Origin of the sequence: Kribbella antiqua (assembly GCF_004345665.1) — a bacterium.
GTDB classification, from domain to species: Bacteria; Actinomycetota; Actinomycetes; order Propionibacteriales; family Kribbellaceae; genus Kribbella; species Kribbella antiqua.
Map to the genome: position 1 here is coordinate 18,243 of NZ_SLWR01000007.1, position 18,936 is coordinate 37,178.

Below are 18,936 nucleotides of genomic sequence, written 5' to 3' on the forward strand. Positions count from 1 at the left end.
GTGGGAGGACGCCACGCTCCAGCGGTGACGGTGGGCTTTAAGGCTGGCTGTCATGAATCCATCGTGTTGTAATGCCATTATGCATCTCAACCCTTACGGCGCCGACGCGGTGCTCCTCGCCGTCAACCTGGTCACCCGACCCGCGACCACGCCCGAGGAGCTCGCCGCACGGTGTGAGGAAAGCGGTGTCGAGAGCCGCCTGGTGCGTGAGCGCCGGGTGACGGCTGCGGACCTGGCCGCCGTACGGGTCGCGCTGGACGAGTGGCTCGAGGTGGTGGATGCGAAGGACGAGCAGCATCGCGTTGAGCTGATCAACGCGATGCTGGCCAAGTACACCGAGCATCCACGGCTGACAAACCATGCCGGCGACGGGTGGCACATGCACTACCGCCCGGACAAGGTGACGGTCGGCCGACTGGTCGCGACGCTCATCAGCACCGGTACGGCGCTCCACCTGGCCGGCCGTGGCATCACCCGGCTCGGCCGCTGCGCGACAGACGGCTGCGAGAACGTGTACGCCGACCTCTCGCGGACCGGGAAGCAGCGGTACTGCAGTCCCGCCTGTGCCAACCGTGACGCCGTACGACGGCATCGCGCCCGGCACTAGGCAGTTGTCCACAGGCCGAGCGGGGCTTGTCGTGGATCCGGCCTAGGATGGGCAGATGACCGAGAGCAGCAGCGAGGGCCAGGAAGTTCCGATGGCCGGGGCGCGGACCGAAGACGGCAAGGTGCTGATCGTCGGGCCGGACGGCATGGCCGTCGAGGGGCCGCCGCGCTCCGACCTTGACGACGAGCCAGGCGATGACGAGCCACGCTCGGTGACCGAACTGGTCGAGCAGCCGGCCAAGGTGATGCGGGTGGCGAACATGATCCGGCAGTTGCTCGAGGAGGTGAAGTCCGCACCCCTGGACGAAGCGTCCCGGCAGCGTCTGAAGTCGATCCACGAGGTCTCCATCAAGGAGCTCGAGAGCGGCCTCGCGCCGGAGCTGGTCGAGGAGCTGGAACGCCTCACCCTCGACTTCACCGACGACAGCGTGCCGACCGAAGCCGAGCTGCGGATCGCGCAGGCGCAGCTGGTCGGCTGGCTGGAGGGCCTGTTCCACGGCATCCAGACGGCGTTGTTCGCCCAGCAGATGGCGGCCCGCCAGCAGTTGGAGCAGATGCGCCGCGCACTCCCCGGCGGTCAGCATCTGCCCGAGGACGCATCCGCGTTCCCCGGCGCACCGCAGGCCAACAACAGCACCGACGGCCCCGGCAGCGGCGGGATGTACTTGTAACCTCTTAATTCAAAGGCTGAAACAACTCTTCGAGGACGGCGGCGACGCCGTCCTCGTCGTTTGCCGGGGCGATTTTGTCCACCACAGCGAGCACTTCGGCGTGCGCGTTGGCGACGCCGTACGACGTGCCGGCCCAGGCGAGCATCGGCAGGTCGTTGATCGAGTCCCCGAATGCAATCGATTCGTTAGCCGAAATCCCTTGTGTGGCAGCGAAATCGGCCAACATCGCCGCCTTCGACACCCCGCTCGCGGAGATCTCCACCAGACTGTGACCGCCACTGTGGCTGGCCGTGACCCGTTCTCCGACTACGGGCACGATCTTCGCCAGCAGATCGTCGGCATGCCAGCTGGGGTGGCGGACGAGCAACTTCGCGGCCGGTTCGGACAGCAGGACCTCGATGCCGGCGACCAACGTGTCGTCCGGCCGCGGCCAGCGATTCAGGTAGTTCGGCTCCTGTCCGTAGCGATCCGAGCGCTCGATCGCGAACTCCACATCGGGAATCTCGGCCCGGATCGCCTGCGCCACCTCGAGCGCGACACCGGGATCGATCAGCCTGGTCCGGATCGCCCGGCGGCGTACGACGTCGTACAAAATGGCGCCGTTGGCAACGATCGCGACACCGTGGTCGCCGACCAGGTCGGCCAGGTCGTGCAGCCAGCGAGGTGGACGGGCGGTGACCATTACGAAAACACTTCCCGCCCGTTGGGTGGCGAGCACGGCTGATCGGGTACGAGCCGAAATGGTTCCGTCGGTGCGTACTAAGGTTCCGTCAAGATCTGTGGCGATCAGACGGGGTCGGCGCAGGTCATCAGGGGCCGTCACCTGACCACCGTATCCGGCGCCGATGAGGAATCCTCACTACCCTTCGAACAGCGCCCGCGCAAGCGATTCGACCTTGTTTTCAGACGTTCTTGACCAAGGTGATTGAGTCTGCAACAACGTCATCAGACCGTTACGGCAGGATGCTGCAAAGGCAGCAAGTTCCCCTGCGCAGCACGGTTTACGCATGATTTCATGCGGGGGGTTCGCGGGGAACCGGGGGCGATTCGACCGCGTCGTAAGCCTGTTCAGGATCAGCGCGGCTGATGCAGCCCACCACACCCGAAGACACCCGAACGCTGCGAAACCGTTGAGGAATTGGCTGCAACCAAAACCTCGGCGGCGGCGTCAACAGTTATGGATCGGTGCGCCTCCTTGCGGGGCGAGACATGGTGGGCCGGCAACAGGTCGTCGGTCCATCAGCTACTGGATCTGTGTGGTCGAGCGTCGTTCACCGCTCGTTCACGGGGATCCGAATACTTGGGGAGCAACGATGACCGTCAACAGCGCCAATCTAGCGGGATCAGGGGGCAGCAGTTCCCGAGCCGCTGTCGACACATCTTCCAGCATGGAAGGGGCAATGACCGGCTGCATCGCCCGGCCGGATATTTTCCAGCACCGCCTGATGGAAGACCCGCCGCCCGCGTCCGCCACCCGGCGCACCCGTGAGCGGTACGAGCAGCTGGTCCGGGAGGCGAAGGCCTTGTGTGCTTCGTGTCCGCTGTTCACGGACTGCCTGTACAGCGCCGTCGCCCAGCACGATGTGAGCGGCTTCGTCGCCGGAACGACCGCGGCACAACGCCGTTCGATGCGGAACCTGCTCGACGTCGAGGTGCAGGCCGACGACTTCGACCAGCTCGCCGGAGCCCGTGGGACCCGCCGGCCGGTCAGCCACGAGGAAGTGCTGCGACTGCGGACGCAGTACCCCAACGACAGCCTGGAATCGCTGGCCATGCGGCTGGGGTGCTCACTGTCGACGGTGAAGCGTCACCTGCGTCGCGCCCGGCGCGGCCAGAGCCCGGCCGTGAAGACACCGCGGCCGCGGCCGCAGGTGAGCGCCGTCCTGGACGCCTTCGACACCGTGGTCGACCAGCAGCGCCAGCAGCGCCGCACCGGCAGCAGCCGCGTCGCCTGAACCGATACTCGGCCCGCCAGCAGACTATCGGTCAAGACGAAGGCCCGGAAACCCTGCATCAGCAGGGATTCCGGGCCTCGGTGCTTCTGGCAACTTCCTGTGAACTGGCTGGCAGCCAAGTCGTGGCCCTAGGTAGCTACTTCAGAACCAGCGGTTGAGTACGGCGGCCACGCCGTCGTCCTGGACCGACTTGGTCACCTCGTCGGCCTTCGCCTTCACCTCGGCCGGCGCGGACTCCATCGCGACCCCGAGGCCGGCGTACGTCAGCATCTCGATGTCGTTGCGTCCGTCCCCGATCGCGACCAGTCCGGCCGGGTCGAGGTCGTACTGCGCCAGCGCGACCTTCAGCCCGGTCGACTTGTCCACACCCTCCGGTGCGATGTCCAGCCAGGCCGTCCAGCCGACGAAGTAGCTCACCCCGTGCAGGCCGAGGCGTTCGGCCAGGTGGACGAAGTCCGCCTCGGACTGCTCCGGGTCCCGGATGATCAACCGGGTCACGGGCTCCGGTGCGAGCTCGTCGTGGTTGACCACCCGGATCTTCGCGTCGTAGCCGAGGTCGCCGTCCGGGAACGGGGCGGTGACCAGGTAGCTGCCGTCGTACTCCTCGACCGCCATCCGCGCGTTCGGCGCGTGTTCGCGGACCGAGGCGATCACCGTCGACGGATCGAAGGTGCGCTCGTCGACGACCTCACCGCTCGGGTGCCGCAGGGTGCGTGCGCCGTTGCTACAGACAACCAATGCGCCGGCGGGCAGGCCGAGCAGCTCCGCGACCGGTCGCGTGGTCGACCAGCCCCGGCCGGTGGCCAGGATCACCGGTACTTCCGCGGCCGCCCGTCGTACCGCATCGATGACCGCCGGTGAGAGCTGCTCGTCGTGGTCGAGCAGCGTCCCATCGATGTCCAGGGCAACGGCTGTCGGCCTGGCTGTCATTTGCCAACCGGTGCGAGGTACTCGCGGCCGCCGACGTACGGGCGCAGTGCCGTCGGCACCCGGACCGAACCGTTCGACTGCTGGTGCGTCTCCAGGATGGCGACGATCCAGCGGGTGGTCGCCAGTGTCCCGTTCAGCGTCGCGACCGGCTGGGTCTTGCCGTCGGCGTCGCGGTACCGGATGTTCAGCCGGCGGGCCTGGAAGTCGATGCAGTTCGACGTCGAGGTCAGCTCGCGGTACCGGCCCTGCGTCGGCACCCACGCCTCGCAGTCGAACTTCCGGTACGCCGAGATGCCGAGGTCGCCGGTCGCGGTGTCGATCACCCGGTAGGACAGCTCCATCTTGTCGAGCATCTCCTTCTCCCAGTTGAGCAGCCGCTGGTGCTCGTCGGCGGCCTCCTCAACGGTGCAGTAGGAGAACATCTCGACCTTGTCGAACTGATGGACGCGGATGATCCCGCGGGTGTCCTTCCCGTGCGAGCCGGCTTCCTTGCGGTAGCAGGACGACCAGCCGGCGTACCGGATCGGGCCGCCGGACAGGTCCAGGATCTCGTCCATGTGGTAGCCGGCCAGCGACACCTCCGACGTACCGACGAGGTAGAGGTCCGGGTCGGCCAGGCGGTAGACGTCGTCGTGGGCGCTCAGGTAGCCGGTGCCGCCCATCACCTCGGGCTTGACCAGGGTCGGCGTGATCATCGGGGTGAAGCCGGCCTCGACCGCCTGCTGGATGGCCAGCTGGAGCATGCCGAGCTGGAGCAGCATGCCGACGCCCTTGAGGAAGTAGAACCGCGAGCCGGAGATCTTCGCGCCGCGTTCCATGTCGATCGCGCCGAGCAGCTCGCCCAGCTCGAGGTGGTCGCGCGGCTCGAAGCCCTCGGCGGCGAAGTCGCGCGGCTTGCCGATCTCCTCGACCACGACGTAGTCGTCCTCGCCGCCGACCGGGGCCTCGTCCGAGACCAGGTTCGGCAGGTCGCGGGCGAGCTGGTCGAAGCGGCGCTCGGCCTCGTTCGCGGCGGCCTCGGTCGCCTTCACCTCGGCGGCCAGCGTCTTGGTCCGCTCCAGCAGCGCGGCCCGCTCGTCGCCCTTGGCCTGCGCGACCTGCTTGCCGAGCCCCTTCTGCTCGGCCCGCAGCGTTTCGAACGCGGAAATGGACGATCGACGCTCACTGTCGGCCACCAGGATCTGGTCGACCAGGTCCGTACTCTCACCGCGCTTGGTCAGGGCCGCACGCACGACATCGGGGTTCTCACGGAGCAGTTTCGCGTCAATCACACGACGAGAGTAGCGGGGCGTGTCAGGAGCGGCGAAGTGTATTCGGGATGATGAGGTTGCGCATAGCGACTGACGAGGGGGGAACCGAGCACGTCTTGACGTCCTCCCCGCCCTGACGAGTGGGGATTCCAACGACTACGCGGAGGTAGCGAGTTGAGGTTCACGCTTCGGCGAGACCCGTGGTGGCGTCGCTCGGCGTGCGCTGACGGCCCGTCCGGCCGCGATGTTGATGGCCGCGTTCACGTCGGCGTTGGCCTGATGTCCGCAGGCCACGCACCGGAAGACCGCTTGGTTCTCGCGGTTCTCCGGTGCGCGATGCCCGCAGACGCTACAGGTCTGCGACGTGTACGCGGGGCTGATTTTCTCGACCCGGCCCGGCGCCTTGTCCTCCAGCCGGGTCACCAGTTGGCCCCAGCCGTTGGCCAGGATGCCGCGGTTGAGCCCGGCCTTGGCGCGGCGTCGGTTCGCCAGGTAGGCACCCGGTCGTGCGGGGTCGGGCTTCGGCTTCGGGCGACGCGTCATCTGAGGGATGCGCAGGTCCTCGACGCGGACGACGTCGTACCGTCGGGCGAGGTCGGTGCTGGTCTTTTCCACCCAGTCCTTGCGCCGGTCGCCGGCTCGGGCCCGCAGTTTCGCGATCGCAGCCTTCACCTTCAGGCGCCGCTGCGAGCCACGGCGGCACCGGGCCAGGCGACGCTGCAGTTGCTTCAGTCGGACCTGTTCCCGGTCCGACAGCCCGGGGCAGGCCAGAAGTTCCCCGGTGGACAGGGCCGCCGAGACGGTGACGCCCCGGTCTACGCCGACGACCTCGCCGGTATCCGGCGCGGGGATCGGCTCCGGGATGACGGCGAACGCGATATGCCAGCGACCCGCACGGTCGCAAGTGATGCGGTAGGACTTCGCGTCGGGGATCGCACGGGACAGCCGGACCTTCACCCAGCCGACCTTCGGCACCAGCACCCGCGCCCGCTTCCGGTTCAGCTGCTCAACCCGGGACGCTTGCGGGCCGACGATCCGGATCCCTTCGTGCAGACCGGCCTTGCGCCAGGTCGGTCGCCGGTGGGTGCCGGCATAGAAGTTCCTGACGGCCTGGTCGAAATCCCGCAACGCCTGCTGTTGCACGGTCTGCGATCCGGCACGCAGCCAGCCGAATGCGGCTCGGGCTTCGGTCAACTGCCGTGCCTGCTCGACATACCCCGGTGTCGCGGCTTTGTCGCGGGTCCACATCGACCACTGCTCCAGCGCCAGGTTCCACACGTACCGGGCGTGCCTGCACTGCTCCAGCAACGCAGCTTCCTGCGCAGGAGTCGGGTACATCCGGAACCGGGACACGCCACCTACCCAATCAGCTGCGACCGACAATCCCTGATCATCGAAGGGAGGCAATCGCGGATCCAGCCCACCCCGAAAGACAGGGTTCCCCCGCGACCAATCCGATGAACCACCATCCACCCAGTCCGGTCGGCCGTGTGCTCACGGTCGTCCTGGGTGCGCTGCCGTTCACCGTGATCACCCTGCTCGTCTTCAACCACTGGGGTCCGCTGGAGCGCTGGGACCTCTCCGTCGCCGCCCGCGCCGCGTCGTACGGCGCTGCGCACGAGAGCATGGTCGATACCTGGCAGGTGATCGGCGCGATCGTGATCCCGTGGACCTCCCGTGCGGTGATCGTGATCGTGGCGGCCTACCTCTGGCAACGCCGGGCTCGGTCGCTGACGATCTGGCTGCTGGTCACAGCCGGTGCCGAACTCGGGCTGGTCCAGGCGGTGAAGCACATCTTCGACCGGCCCCGTCCGGCTCAGATGCTGGTCGAGAACGACGGCTGGTCGTACGTCTCGGGTCACGCCACCGCCGCATTCGTGATGGCCGGCGCGCTGGGCGTCGTACTGCCGTCCGTCCGGGGATGGCGGCGGCGGTTCCGGCTGCTGGTGATGCTGCCGACGATCGCGGTGGTGTGGATCGCATCGGCCGACCGGATCGCGCTGAACGTGCACTACGTGTCGGACGTGCTCGGCGGCTGGGCGCTCGGGCTGGCCATCCTGACCGCGACGTCGATCGGCTTCGGTCTCCGGCCCGGCTTGCGGCGACGGCGTCGCCGTACGCCCGTGGATGAGAACGGTACGACGGTTCCGCCGCGGGCTGCGGTGATCGTGAACCCGATCAAGGTGGGCGACGGGGTGGCGTTCCGGCGAAAGGTGACCCGGGCGCTCGCCGTACGCGGGTTCGACGATCCGCTCTGGCTGGAGACGCGCGAGGACGACGCCGGGAACGCGATGGCGAAGCGGGCGATCGAGAACGAGTCGGACCTGGTGCTGGTGGCGGGAGGCGACGGTACGGTCCGGGTGGTGTGCGCGGCGCTGGCGCACACCGAGATCCCGGTCGGGGTGATCCCGGCGGGCACCGGCAACCTGCTGGCCCGGAACCTGCATATCCCGCTGGACCTGGACGACGCGCTGGAGCGGGTCCTGGAGGGCCGGGACCGCCGGATCGACCTGGTCCAGGTGCACGGCGACGACCTGGACACCGACCGGTTCGCGGTGATGGCCGGGCTTGGGCTGGACGCCGCCATCATCTCGGGCGCGCCGCCGCATCTGAAGAAGCAGATCGGTTGGACGGCGTACATCGTCTCGGCGGCGAAGAACATCAACCACCCCTCGGTGAGAGTCCAGATCACGCTGGACGACGAGGAGCCGATGGATCGCCGGGTCCGGACCGTGGTGATCGGCAACGTGGGCATGTTGCAGGCGAACATCCCGCTGCTGCCGGACGCACGGCCCGACGACGGCCTGCTCGACGTGGTGGTGATCGCGCCGCGGCGGGTCACGCAGTGGCCGATCGTGGCCTGGCGCCTGATGACGCGGACGACGCGTCACGACATGTACGTCGAGCGGTTCACCGGCCACAAGGTGGAGATCGTCGCGGCGGTGGACGTCCAGCGCCAACTGGACGGCGACCCGATCGGTCCCGGCCGCTCCCTCAGCGCCGAAATCGAAGCCGGTGCGCTGGTCGCCCGGGTCCCGAAGCGTCGTTAGCCCTCGACTGTTGGGCCGGATTCCTTCCGGAGGGTTTCGATCGCCTCGTCCTCTTCCGGGGACAGCTTCGACTCGCTCGCGAACGCCCGGATCTCCTTGGCGTACGTACGCGCGTCCGCCCGGCTGTTGATCGACGTCAGTACGACGCCGTCGCCGTTGTCGTCCAGCAGCGCCATCGACCAGGACAACTTGCCGCCGGTGTCGCCGAAAGCGTCGTACCGGACGACGGCCAGGTGCTGGAGGGTCTCCCGCAGCTCGCCGCGGGTGACCTCGAGGTCTTTGCCCAGCTTGCGCAGCTCGGACCGCACCGTGCCCTGCTTGGGCTCCGGCTGTTGCGCCTGCGGCTCCGGCTCGGGGGTGGGTGTCGCGGGCAGGTTGGCCGACTTGGACGTGCCGGACTGAGCTCGGAGGGCCTGGATGGCGAACACCAGGGCGAGCACCGCCACGAACAGGGCGGCGATCCCGAAGGCACCGGCTAACGTCGAAGACACGCACGGAAGCCTAAAGCATCGGCCATCATGCCTGAGTATTCAAGCGATTGCGTAGAGTGGCGAACGGTGTTCTCGGTGGACCGGCGAGGTGGTGTCCGCGCAGGCCACGTAGATTCACGGCGTGACACATTTGCCTGACCAAGGTCCTCAACCGGGCGTCCATGATCTGGGATACGCGCGGCTCGACACCGATCGGCTGGAGCGGACCGGCGACGCTGAGGTCGTCTACGGCGCCGGCAAGACCCCTGCCCAGGTGGTGGAGCTCTTGCGGACTCTCCACGCCACGCACCCGTCTCACGCCATACTGGCGACCAGGCTGACGGTGGAGGCGCAGGAGGCCGTTGCTGACGCGCTGCCGTCCGCTGTGATCGACCCGGTCGGGCGTACGGCGGTCGTCGGCCAGCCGCCGGCACTGCGGGGGACTGTGGCGGTGGTGTCGGCTGGCACGTCGGACGCTCCGGTGGCTGCCGAGGCGGCGACTACCGCGTGGGTGTTCGGCGCTGAGGTGGATCTGATCACTGATGTGGGTGTGGCGGGGCTGCACCGGGTGATGGGGGTCCGCGAGCGGCTGGACGCGGCGGACTGCCTCATCGTGGTGGCGGGCATGGAGGGTGCCTTGCCGAGTGTCGTGGGCGGTCTGGTCGGCGTACCGCTGGTCGCCGTACCGACGTCGGTTGGGTACGGCGCTTCGTTCGGTGGCGTGGCGGCGCTGCTCGGGATGCTGAACTCCTGCGCGCCGGGTGTCACCGTGGTGAACATCGACAACGGCTTCGGAGCCGGTGTCTTCGCCGCCCGGGTGGCGCGCCAGTCGGTCCCACGCGAGACCAAGGAGTCTTGATGAGGATCGCCTGGATCGACTGCTCCGCCGGCGCCTCCGGCGACATGCTCCTAGGCGCCTTCCTCGACGCCGGCGCAGACCTGACCACCGTCAACGCCGCCGTCGCCGCCGTCGACGCCAGCCTCTCGGTCACCGTCGAGCGAACCTCTCGCCACCAAATAGCCGCCACCAAAGCCACCGTCCGGGTCGATGGCACACCGCACCCGGAGAACTTCCCCGCCGCGGGCCACGGTCACGGGCACGCCGAGGAGCCCGCGGCTGACGCCGCCGGCCTGGCTGGGGGCGAGCAGGAAAGGGGTGCCGCCAGTACGGCGGCGTCAGCCGGCAGCACCGAACTGGAGCGCGGCGACCTCACCACCCCGTCCCTCACCCCGAGCGCCGGGGAGCGGAGCTCCGAGGCCGTTGGGCATGGGCACGGTCATGGTCACGGCGATGAGGCCGGTCACTCTCATGGCGAGACGCGGGCTTGGGCTGAGGTGCGGCGGTTGCTTGAGGGTGCTGAGTTGAGTGACGCCGTGCGGGCTCGGGCTCTGGATACGTTTGCTCGGTTGGCTCGGGCTGAGGCTGCGGCGCATGGGGTGGAGCCGGATGCGGTGCACTTTCACGAGGTGGGGGCGCTGGACGCGATTGCGGACATCGTCGGCGTCGCCGCTGCCTCGGTGTCGCTCGAGCTCGACCGGATCGTGGTTTCCACCATTGCCCTCGGCGGCGGCCGCCAGGTTCGCGGCCAGCACGGCGGCATCCCGGTCCCCGGTCCCGCCGTGCTCCACCTGCTGTCCGAGGCGGATGCGCCGGTCTTCGGCGGCATAGCGCCGTACGAGATGACCACTCCGACCGGTGCGGCGCTGCTGGCTTCGCTTGCGGACGAGTTCGGCCCACTGCCCCATCTGCGGATCGAGCAGACCGGGGTGGGAGCGGGCGGCCGCGACCCGGTCGAGGTGCCGAACGTCGTACGCGTCGTGGTGGGTGAGTCGGTCGAGGGCTCGTCCAGCGAACTCGTGTACGAGACCAACGTCGACGACCTGGATCCACGGATCTGGCCGCAGGTCCTGGCCCGGCTGATGGAAGCCGGCGCCGCGGACGCCTGGCTGACTCCCATCCTGATGAAGAAGGGCCGTCCCGCGCACACCCTGTCAGTCCTCGTCGGCAGCGCGAACGCCGAAGTGGTCCGCTCGGTCATCCTCTCCGAGACCTCCGCGATCGGGCTGCGGGAGTTCGGCATCCGCAAGCACGCCGCGGACCGCGAGTTCGCCAGCGTGTACGTCGACGGCCAGCGCATCCACGTCAAGATTGCCCGGTACGGCGGTCAGGTCGTCAACGTCCAGCCCGAGTACGACGATGTGGCGGCCGCGGCCACGGCGCTGAGCAAGCCGGTGAAGACCATCCTCGCCAAGGCGATCGCCGCCGGCCACGAACTCTGGGGCTAGCGGCCGCTGTAGGCAGGCGCGAAGAACACCAGCAGCGCCAGATCTTCGGTGATGTCGGTGAAGCGGTGTTCTTCCTCGGCCGCCACGAACAGGACGTCGCCCGGACCGACCAGTTCGGTCCCGGTCGGCGTCACCAGGGTCGCCCGCCCGGCCGTCACGACGTAGATCTCGTCCTCGTGGTGCGGCGCCTGGTCGTCGACGCCGCCGGCAGGAATCGAGTAGGTGCCGACGGACAGCGAGTCGGTGCGTAGATGCTCGGCGAAATGGTTCGGCCCGTCAGGTGTGAAACCGCCCGCCCCCACCAGTTTCTTCACGCGCCGAGATTAGCCTTCTCCGGCACGGCTTTCTGTTTGCGGCGGGGCCAGTCGTACGGCCACCACTGCGCACCACCGCGACGGGCCCACACGATCAGGCCGATCAGTACGGCGAGCTCGATCGCCGGACAAATCGTGTCCCGCAGCCGCGCGCTGAAGAACTCCAGCGAGTCGGACAAACTCGCCGCCACCTGCCGCGCGTTCGGATCTCGCCCGGGCACATAGGCGATCGCGAGCATCGTCGTCCGCACCACCATCAACCCATCCACCTTCGACGCCGCCACCGCGGCCAGCGCGACCCAGGCGATCAGGTCGTACCAGGGCAGCGAGTACATCGCGGTCAGGATCCACGCGATCGCATAGATCGCGGTGTACCGGATCGCGGCCGGCGTCGGGTCGTCGGGATGCGTCTGCGGCACGATCGACTTCGGGAAGACCTGCGTCAGCAGGATCGCGACCATGATGAGCCCGACCCACGCGAGGATCGCCAGGACCGTCCGCACCAGCCCGTTCGGCAGGAACAGCGTGAAGAAGCTCAGCAGCACCTTGTGCGGCGTGCCGGTGGAGATGAACGACGTCTGCGAGCGGGCCTGCTGGAACGCCTGCAGGCCGACGACGGCGTACAGACCACCCATGGCGAGCGCGCCGCCGCCACAGAAGATCAAAGCCTTACGGCGATCCGCCCGCAGCGCCCACAGCATCGCCACCCCGACCAGGCCGATGGACAGCTTGGTACAGCCCGCGACGCCGAGCAGGATGCCGGCCAAGAACACGTGCCGCCGGAACAGTACGAGCGCGATCACCGCGAACATCACCGCGATCGCGTCGTTGTGGGCACCGGCCAGCACCGTCCACAGGATCAGCGGGTTCGCCAGGCCGAGCATGATCACCCGGCGCTTGTTCGGCAGGTTCGGCCCGACCAGCTTCATCAGCAGCAGGCCCGTCACGACCAGGCTGATCGCGACGGACAGCTGCAGCATCCACACGGTCAGCTGGATCGAGTCGCCGCCGATCAGCGACGAGATCCACTGGATCCAGGTGGCGATCGGCCCGTAGACACTCTTCGCGCCCTGCCACGGCCGCTCGGTCGCCGCGATCACCGGGTCATAGCCGAGCCGGATGGTGTCCGCCGGCGCGGTCGTGTACGGGTTGCCGCCGAGCGACATGATCCGCCCGTACGCCGCGTAGATCAGGACGTCGCCGGACGCCATCGGCGGGACCAGCGTGATGGCCGCCGTCGTACCGATGCCTAGGGCAACCAATCGGTCGATCCGCGGCGCCCAGCCGAGTTTGAGCGCCTTGGTGGCGAGGAAGACGCCGTACCCGCCGAGGAGGATGCCGACGTACACCAGCGTGGTGACGAGCCAGTCGTTCGGCTTCGTGTCGAACCAGTACGACGGCAGCCACGCGTGCCGGTTGGTCAGGGTCAGCACCACCACGGACGGGCCGAGCAGGCCGGCGGCGACGATCAGCGCCGTACAAGCGAGGTAGAGAGCGACCGCGCGGCGACCGTAACGGTCTGCCAAATCAACGGGGCTCATTGCGCGGACTTCCGCGGGAACAGGCTGCGCAGCGACGGGCCGGCGTTGGCAGGCAGGGCGTTGCGGGCGATGAGGGCGCGGCGGACATGCAGGTACTGCTTGGCGCGGTGCAGTTGACCGCGCAGGTCAGTCCCGGTGGCGCGATGCCGTACGTCGATCGGCACCTCGAGGATGCGGAACCCCTTGCGGCCTAGGTCGATGCTCAGCGACGTCTCGACCCCGAACCCGGGCGCGAGCGGCACGGCAGCGTCGAACGCCGTACGAGTGAGGCAGCGCTGACCGGACAGCGGCTGCTCCGGCGCCCAGCCGGTGGCCTCCTCGATCCCGGCCCGAGCGAGCTTGACCACGAAGCCGTGACCGCCGGCCTTCGACCCGTCGGCCCTGAGCTGCGCGGGCAGCGTGCCGATGGTCATGTCGGCCGCGCCGGTCTGCACCGGCGCGATCAGCGGCGCCGCCGCGGTCGCGGAGTCGGTCAGGTCCGCGTCCAGGAAGAGCAGGTGCCGCGCGCGGGCGCCGTCGCGCTCCGCGACCGCGGCCGCGCCGGTCTCCATCGCCGCCGCCTTGCCCCGGTTCCGCTCGTGCCGTACGACGACCGCGCCGGCGCGTTCGGCGGCTTCCGCCGTACCGTCCGTGGAGCCGTCGTCGACCACCACGACCAGGTCCACGCCGATGATCTTGTGGACCGCGTCGACCGTGGCCGCGATCCGCTCCGCCTCGTCCTTCGCCGGAATGACACAGGCGACGGCACGCTCGAAGGGCTCGGAGTTCAGGTCATGACCGGACACGGACGGAAGCCTAGTTCCTCCCCAGCCAAGAGACGTCCTCAGTGCCCGCCCCTGTGGATATCTCGTCCTTTCGTACGACGCCGCGCCGGCAGCCATTTGATGGGTCCACCCGTCAAATGGCGGGTTCCCCGCCCGCATACGGCGGGGGAACCCACAAGCTGGTGGGTGAACCCATCAAATGGCGTGGGGCAGGTCGGGCGCGGGGGCGCCGCACGGGCGAGGTCGGCCGGGGCGGCTCCGGGGGTCGGCCAGGGGGTGGGGGATATCGGCCAGGTGGCAGATGTTCGGGGGCGGGGGGCGCGACAGGATTCAGGTAAGCGGACGCCGAGGGGGTGTCCCGGAACCGGAGGTACTGAGATGACGCGCAAGGTGACCGCCAACATCACGCTCTCGCTGGACGGACGGGTGAACGGCGCCGGTGGCGACTACGACATGAGCTGGATCGTGCCGCACGCGATCACGGAGACGTCCCGCGACCACATGACCCGGGTGACCCAGCCGGCCACCACGGCCCTGCTCGGCCGGAAGAACTACCAGGGCTTCGGCGGCTTCTGGCCGGCGGTGGCCGACGACGAGAACGCGGCGCCGCAGGACCGTGCGTTCTCGCGGTGGCTGAACGAGACCGAGAAGGTGGTCTTCTCGTCGACGCTGACCGAGGCGCCCTGGCAGAACAGCAGGATCGTCGACGCCGAGCCTGCCGATGTGGTGAAGCAGCTGCGGGCCGAGGAGGGCGGCGACATCGTCGTACTGGCGAGTGTCAGCGTGATCAAGGCATTGCTGGCCGCCGACGAGATCGACCAGCTGAGCATCACCCTGGCGCCTGAGCTGGTCGGTGGCGGCGCGCGGCTGTTCGAGGACGGCCTGCCCGCGACGTCCTGGAAGCTGACCGACTCCACCCCGACCGAGTCCGGCGCGCTGTGCCTGCTGTACGACCGGGTCCGGTCCTGAACTTGGAGATCCGGGGATATTGTCGGACAATCAGACAGATTGACCGACATCCGGCGGCGACTGCCGTAGCTTGGATGAGGACGACCCGGAGGAGAGGGCAGGCGGCGTGAACGAGCGGAGCGAGTTCGCCAGAAAGCACAGTGCGCTCGGAGTCTCATCGGCGCCCGGAGCGAAGCGAGGACGCCGATGAGCGACAGGGCGGCGTACGGCGTCGACAGTGAGGTCGGGCCGCTGCGGACGGTGATGCTGCACCGGCCCGGTAACGAACTGCGCCGGCTCACGCCACGCAACAACGACAAGCTGCTGTTCGACGGCATCCCGTGGGTCGGGCGGGCCCAGGACGAGCACGACGCGTTCGCGCAGGCTCTGCGCGACCGCAACGTGGAGGTGCTGTACCTCGGTGAGCTGCTCACCGAGGCACTCACCGACCCTGAGGCCCGCTCGATCGCGGTCACCGGCGCCACCGAGGACCTGCGCCTCGGCGACACCCTTCGCGACTACCTCCACTCGGCTCTCGGCGCCCTGGACCCGGCAGGACTCGCCGAGGCGCTGATGGCCGGCGTACGGAACGACGAAGTTCGCGTAGGTGGCCTGGTGACGTCGTTGCTGGCGCACGAGGACTTCCTGATCGACCCCCTGCCAAACCTGCTCTTCACCCGCGACTCGAGCGTCTGGATCCGGGACGCGGTCGCGGTGACCTCACTCGCGATGCCGGCCCGGAGCCGCGAGACGCAGCTGACCGAGTTGATCTACACCTTCCACCCGCGCTTCGCCGGGGCCGACAAGGTCTATGACCACCAGCTAGAGCACGTCGAGGGCGGCGACGTACTCGCGCTCGGCCCTGGCGTACTGGCCGTCGGTGTCGGTGAACGAACCACCCCGGCGGGTGTCGAGCGCCTGGCCCGGCGAGTCTTTGCCAAGGACCTGGCGCACACCGTGCTCGCGGTGCCGATCGCCCAGCAGCGGGCGACCATGCACCTCGACACCGTGTGCACGATGGTCGACGTCGACGCCGTACTGATGTATCCGAACATGGCGGAGGAGATGCGCGCGCTCGCGGTCACCACCGACGGGGACCAGTTGCACGTGGCCGAGCCTGAACCGTTCCTGGTCGCCGCGGCGAAGGCGCTGGGCATCGACACCCTGCGGCGGATCGATACCGGTCTAGACCCGGTGACGGCCGAACGCGAACAATGGGACGACGGCAACAACACGCTCGCCCTCGCGCCGCGCGTGTGCATCGCGTACGAGCGCACGGTGGAGACGAACGCGCGGTTGGAGGAGTCCGGGATCGAGGTCATCCGCATCTCCGGCTCCGAGCTCGGCTCCGGCCGCGGCGGCCCGCGCTGCATGTCCTGCCCGGTCCTGCGCGACGGGGTCTGAACGTTCACTTGACCAGGCAAGTAAGCCTGACGACACGCGGAGTGAAATCGGGGCTTGTGGGGCGACCCCGATCTGAGTACTCTTCCTGTCTAGGCCCAGGCCCTGTTGCTCCCCCGTCAGCAGGACTTGGGCCGTCCACGTTTAGCAGCACATAGACCAAGACCCCGGCCGCCTCACCAGGCGACCGGGGTCTTCGGCTCAGAGTGGTCTAACGAATCGTCAGCTGCCGGCTGGCCAGACCGGCCCGGGCAGCGCGCTCCTCGGTGGTCAGCGGAGCGTCGGCCGCGAGCGCCTTCTCCAGCTCGACCGCGAACTCGCCCGCCGGCTTCTCCACGTCCGCCGCCTCAGCGTCGGCCGGGAGCTCCCACACCGGCGCCAGTACGCCGAGCGCCCGGAACGAGCCGATCAGCCGGCTGCCCTCCGTCAGCGCCGACGAGCCGGCCGCGTGCAGCCGCGCCAGCGCGTCCAGCAGGGTGTCCTCGCTGTGCGGCATCACCCAGCGCAGGTACCGCCGGTCGCCGATCTGAGTCCAGTACGCCGCCTCCACGGACCCCAGCCGCACCGTCGGAGCCGCGGCCGCGTTCGCCCGCTCCAGACCCGCGGCGACCTCACCGGTCGGGTCCTCGACGTTCTCGCTGACCCAGAAGTCGAACCCTTCGTGCACCTTGACCTCGATCGGCTTCGAGGTGTCGATCAGGTCCTGCAGCCGGGGGCCTTCCTTCATCAGGTCACCCAGCTGGATCGGGTTGCCCGGCTCGGTCGTCAGCGCGGCCGTGATCGCGTGCCCGAGGTCGCGGCTCGGGTCGCCGGACGACGCGTGCGTCTGCAGCCCGATCCAGATCGACTCGTCGTCGCGCACCAGCCCGGGCATCGCCATGGGCAACAGCGTGACGAGGTTGACCACCTTGCCGGCGTTGTCGCCGGTCAGCACGACTTCCGCCGTACCGGCCGGAACGATCTCGCGGAAGGCGATCAGGTCGCACTCGGACGGCAGGCCCTCGAACGGCCGCACCACGAACGTGTCCGCGGCCTGGGCACGTTCCCGGCCGTGGCACTGCTTGAACCGCTTACCCGAACCACACGGGCAGGGTTCGCGCGGGCCGACATCGACCAGGTCGGCCGGATCCAGCGTGACGGTCGTCGTGTTCTTCGGGCGCTGCCGCGACTTCTTTCCCATGGGCGCAGTCTTGCAGCCACCCCCACCCGACGGCCAACTCGCCGATCGGTCAGTTGGGAATGATGGCGTGGACCGTGCGGTGGGTGTCGGCGGTGCGTACGTGCCACATCGAGGTGAGTACGTCGACGATGGCCAGGCCGCGGCCGCCGATCGACTCGGGGTGTGCGTCGGTGATCCGCTGCGGCTCGGTCTCGCCGCAACCATCCGTCACCTCGACGTGGATACCGGCGCGGTCGATCCACCACGCGGCGCGGACCTCGCCGGCGGGCAGGGGTGGTGCGTACCGGATCGCGTTCGACATCAGCTCGGACAGCACCAGCTGGGCGTCGTCACTCGCGGTTTCGGTGACCCGGTAACGCTTCAGGTAGGCGGCCAGACGGCGACGGGCATCCGCTACCGCGGACACTTCATGCGGCAGTACGACGTCCACAACGCTCACGTCGGCAGGCAAGGTCGCAGAGGACAAGCAGGGTCTCCTCGATCATCGGAACAGCCACAATCTCTTCTGCCCACTTCCAGCCCGGGAAAACACAGACAGGTATTCCGTTACATAGCGACGCCGTAGATCACACGTTTAGCCAACAAACCGAGACGAAATCGACGGAATTGAACGTTGCAATAACAGGTCGCATTCACATAACCCCGCGCCGTGTTCACCCACGGTGACCCACGGCACAGCCCGCTCAGGCCTGCCGGCGGGTACGGCGCTTCGGCGGGAAGGTGAAGGACGGGAGCGGTGGTGAGGGCGGCTCCGCAAGGGTTCGCAGAGCGGCTTCCGGGTGGTCGCTGATGATCGCGTCGACGCCGATGTCGCGGCAGTGGTGGACGTCGGGGGCATCGTTGACGGTCCAGACATAGACCTGGTGGCCGTGCTTGTGCGCCCGGTCGACGTACTCGGGATGGGCGGTGACGAGCTCCAGGCTGGGGCCGGCGCACGAGACGCCGGTGGGCAGCGAGCCGTCCCGGAACCGTAGCGGAACGCGATCCATCAGCAGGACTGTGCGCAGGCCGGGCGCCATCACGCGCAGGCGGCGCAACGACAGCCAGGAGAAGCTCATCACCCGGACCGGGGACTCCGTGCCGACCTTCGGGTGCGCCCAGCCGTAGCGGTCCAGGGCTTCGACCAGCCGGCGTTCGACGAGTCCGGCGTACCGGGTCGGGTGTTTCGTCTCGATCGCGAGCTCGAGTGGGCGGCCGGCGTCGCGGACGGTGGCGAGCAGCTCGTCGAGGGTGAGGACTGTCAGCAGGTCGGGGCTCGGCAGCTCGGCCTCGTCGTCGAGCTCCGCCCAGGGGTTCTTCCAGGAGCCCCAGTCGAAGGATTTGAGTTCCTCCAGGCTCATCGTGGACAGCACGCCGCGACCGTTGGAGGTGCGTTCGATCCGGCGGTCGTGGACGCAGACGAGATGTCCGTCGGAGGTGAGCCGGATGTCGCACTCGAGACCGTCCGCGCCGGCTTCGACCGCCCGGCGGTACGCCGCCAGCGTGTGCTCGGGACTGACCTCGCTCGCGCCACGGTGGGCCACGACGGCTGGGCCCTTCCCTCGAAGGAAGCTCTGTCCCATGGGGACAA

Annotated in this window: 19 protein-coding genes; 8 read left to right on the forward strand and 11 right to left on the reverse strand. The window is 68.6% G+C overall.

The window, feature by feature from the left end:
* Positions 1-79: 79 nt before the first annotated feature.
* Both EV646_RS20135 and EV646_RS20140 read left to right on the forward strand, forming a co-directional pair.
* The gene (locus tag EV646_RS20135; protein ID WP_132150801.1) at positions 80-607 is read left to right on the forward strand and encodes a CGNR zinc finger domain-containing protein; all 528 of its coding nucleotides are present in this window, start codon (positions 80-82) and stop codon (positions 605-607) included.
* Between the two features lie 55 nt (positions 608-662).
* A complete protein-coding gene (locus tag EV646_RS20140) occupies positions 663-1,277 on the forward strand; it encodes a bacterial proteasome activator family protein (protein WP_199237085.1) in 615 nt (204 codons plus the stop codon).
* Positions 1,278-1,281: 4 nt separating this feature from the next.
* On the opposite strand, the gene EV646_RS20145 is transcribed toward EV646_RS20140, so the two are convergent.
* Positions 1,282-2,100 carry an HAD family hydrolase gene (locus EV646_RS20145; RefSeq protein WP_132150803.1) on the reverse strand — a complete coding sequence of 273 codons (819 nt, stop codon included), beginning with the start codon at positions 2,098-2,100 and terminating at the stop codon, positions 1,282-1,284.
* A gap of 577 nt (positions 2,101-2,677) precedes the next feature.
* Here EV646_RS20145 and EV646_RS20150 point away from each other — a divergent pair.
* Positions 2,678-3,232: a WhiB family transcriptional regulator gene (locus tag EV646_RS20150; RefSeq protein ID WP_241996196.1), complete on the forward strand. Its 555-nt coding sequence runs from the start codon at positions 2,678-2,680 to the stop codon at positions 3,230-3,232.
* A gap of 141 nt (positions 3,233-3,373) precedes the next feature.
* Here EV646_RS20150 and EV646_RS20155 read toward each other — a convergent pair whose 3' ends face one another.
* The 3 genes from EV646_RS20155 to EV646_RS20165 all read right to left on the reverse strand — a co-directional run bounded on the left by EV646_RS20155 (position 3,374) and on the right by EV646_RS20165 (position 6,765).
* Positions 3,374-4,162: an HAD family hydrolase gene (locus tag EV646_RS20155; RefSeq protein WP_132150807.1), complete on the reverse strand. Its 789-nt coding sequence runs from the start codon at positions 4,160-4,162 to the stop codon at positions 3,374-3,376.
* Positions 4,159-5,433, reverse strand: a complete 1,275-nt coding sequence (serS, locus tag EV646_RS20160; RefSeq protein ID WP_132150809.1) for a serine--tRNA ligase — start codon at positions 5,431-5,433, stop codon at positions 4,159-4,161. Before serS ends, EV646_RS20155 begins: the two co-directional genes overlap by 4 nt.
* 135 nt (positions 5,434-5,568) lie before the next feature.
* Positions 5,569-6,765, reverse strand: coding sequence for an RNA-guided endonuclease InsQ/TnpB family protein (locus EV646_RS20165; RefSeq protein ID WP_132150811.1), 1,197 nt, complete (start codon positions 6,763-6,765; stop codon positions 5,569-5,571).
* Between the two features lie 137 nt (positions 6,766-6,902).
* Here EV646_RS20165 and EV646_RS20170 point away from each other — a divergent pair, with 137 nt between their 5' ends.
* Complete coding sequence (locus EV646_RS20170; protein WP_241996197.1) at positions 6,903-8,462, forward strand: bifunctional phosphatase PAP2/diacylglycerol kinase family protein; 1,560 nt, start codon at positions 6,903-6,905, stop codon at positions 8,460-8,462.
* Here EV646_RS20170 and EV646_RS20175 read toward each other — a convergent pair.
* Complete coding sequence (locus EV646_RS20175; RefSeq protein ID WP_241996198.1) at positions 8,459-8,953, reverse strand: DUF4446 family protein; 495 nt, start codon at positions 8,951-8,953, stop codon at positions 8,459-8,461. The genes EV646_RS20170 and EV646_RS20175 overlap by 4 nt on opposite strands.
* 121 nt (positions 8,954-9,074) lie before the next feature.
* Between EV646_RS20175 and larB the strand changes: the two genes are divergently transcribed.
* Together larB and larC are read left to right on the forward strand one after the other, a co-directional pair.
* Positions 9,075-9,791, forward strand: a complete 717-nt coding sequence (gene larB / locus EV646_RS20180) for a nickel pincer cofactor biosynthesis protein LarB (protein WP_132150815.1) — start codon at positions 9,075-9,077, stop codon at positions 9,789-9,791.
* Entirely contained in the window at positions 9,791-11,218 is a 1,428-nt protein-coding gene (gene larC, locus EV646_RS20185; RefSeq protein WP_199237086.1) for a nickel pincer cofactor biosynthesis protein LarC, read from the forward strand. Before larB ends, larC begins: the two co-directional genes overlap by 1 nt.
* Here larC and EV646_RS20190 read toward each other — a convergent pair.
* From EV646_RS20190 to EV646_RS20200, 3 genes are read right to left on the reverse strand one after another with little or no spacing between them, the layout of a single operon-like run.
* Complete coding sequence (locus EV646_RS20190) at positions 11,215-11,532, reverse strand: cupin domain-containing protein (RefSeq protein ID WP_132150817.1); 318 nt, start codon at positions 11,530-11,532, stop codon at positions 11,215-11,217. The two genes, larC and EV646_RS20190, sit on opposite strands and share 4 nt — an antisense overlap.
* A complete protein-coding gene (locus EV646_RS20195; protein ID WP_241996199.1) occupies positions 11,529-13,058 on the reverse strand; it encodes an MptA/MptB family glycosyltransferase in 1,530 nt (509 codons plus the stop codon). The genes EV646_RS20190 and EV646_RS20195 overlap by 4 nt, the downstream gene beginning before the upstream one ends.
* An 11-nt stretch (positions 13,059-13,069) precedes the next feature.
* On the reverse strand, positions 13,070-13,858 hold the full coding sequence (locus EV646_RS20200) for a glycosyltransferase family 2 protein (RefSeq protein WP_199237087.1): 789 nt from the start codon (positions 13,856-13,858) through the stop codon (positions 13,070-13,072).
* Between the two features lie 357 nt (positions 13,859-14,215).
* Here EV646_RS20200 and EV646_RS20205 point away from each other — a divergent pair, with 357 nt between their 5' ends.
* Together EV646_RS20205 and EV646_RS20210 are read left to right on the forward strand one after the other, a co-directional pair.
* Positions 14,216-14,806, forward strand: a complete 591-nt coding sequence (locus EV646_RS20205) for a dihydrofolate reductase family protein (RefSeq protein ID WP_132150823.1) — start codon at positions 14,216-14,218, stop codon at positions 14,804-14,806.
* A gap of 186 nt (positions 14,807-14,992) precedes the next feature.
* On the forward strand, positions 14,993-16,189 hold the full coding sequence (locus tag EV646_RS20210) for an arginine deiminase (RefSeq protein WP_132150825.1): 1,197 nt from the start codon (positions 14,993-14,995) through the stop codon (positions 16,187-16,189).
* A gap of 208 nt (positions 16,190-16,397) precedes the next feature.
* Here EV646_RS20210 and EV646_RS20215 read toward each other — a convergent pair whose 3' ends face one another.
* From EV646_RS20215 to EV646_RS20225, 3 genes are all read right to left on the reverse strand, one after another.
* Entirely contained in the window at positions 16,398-17,366 is a 969-nt protein-coding gene (locus EV646_RS20215; RefSeq protein WP_132150827.1) for a DUF5926 family protein, read from the reverse strand.
* Positions 17,367-17,415: 49 nt separating this feature from the next.
* Complete coding sequence (locus tag EV646_RS20220) at positions 17,416-17,805, reverse strand: ATP-binding protein (RefSeq protein WP_241996200.1); 390 nt, start codon at positions 17,803-17,805, stop codon at positions 17,416-17,418.
* Positions 17,806-18,049: 244 nt separating this feature from the next.
* Complete coding sequence (locus tag EV646_RS20225) at positions 18,050-18,928, reverse strand: glycerophosphodiester phosphodiesterase (RefSeq protein WP_132150831.1); 879 nt, start codon at positions 18,926-18,928, stop codon at positions 18,050-18,052.
* Positions 18,929-18,936: the final 8 nt, after the last annotated feature.

Coding starts and splice junctions, on each gene's coding strand:
- EV646_RS20135 (WP_132150801.1), top strand. CDS start 80: ATGCATCTCAACCCTTACGGCGCCGACGCGGTGCTCCTCGCCGTCAAC.
- EV646_RS20140 (WP_199237085.1), top strand. CDS start 663: ATGACCGAGAGCAGCAGCGAGGGCCAGGAAGTTCCGATGGCCGGGGCG.
- EV646_RS20150 (WP_241996196.1), top strand. CDS start 2,678: ATGACCGGCTGCATCGCCCGGCCGGATATTTTCCAGCACCGCCTGATG.
- EV646_RS20155 (WP_132150807.1), bottom strand. CDS start 4,162: ATGACAGCCAGGCCGACAGCCGTTGCCCTGGACATCGATGGGACGCTG.
- larC (WP_199237086.1), top strand. CDS start 9,791: ATGAGGATCGCCTGGATCGACTGCTCCGCCGGCGCCTCCGGCGACATG.
- EV646_RS20205 (WP_132150823.1), top strand. CDS start 14,216: ATGACGCGCAAGGTGACCGCCAACATCACGCTCTCGCTGGACGGACGG.
- EV646_RS20210 (WP_132150825.1), top strand. CDS start 14,993: ATGAGCGACAGGGCGGCGTACGGCGTCGACAGTGAGGTCGGGCCGCTG.
- EV646_RS20215 (WP_132150827.1), bottom strand. CDS start 17,366: ATGGGAAAGAAGTCGCGGCAGCGCCCGAAGAACACGACGACCGTCACG.
- EV646_RS20225 (WP_132150831.1), bottom strand. CDS start 18,928: ATGGGACAGAGCTTCCTTCGAGGGAAGGGCCCAGCCGTCGTGGCCCAC.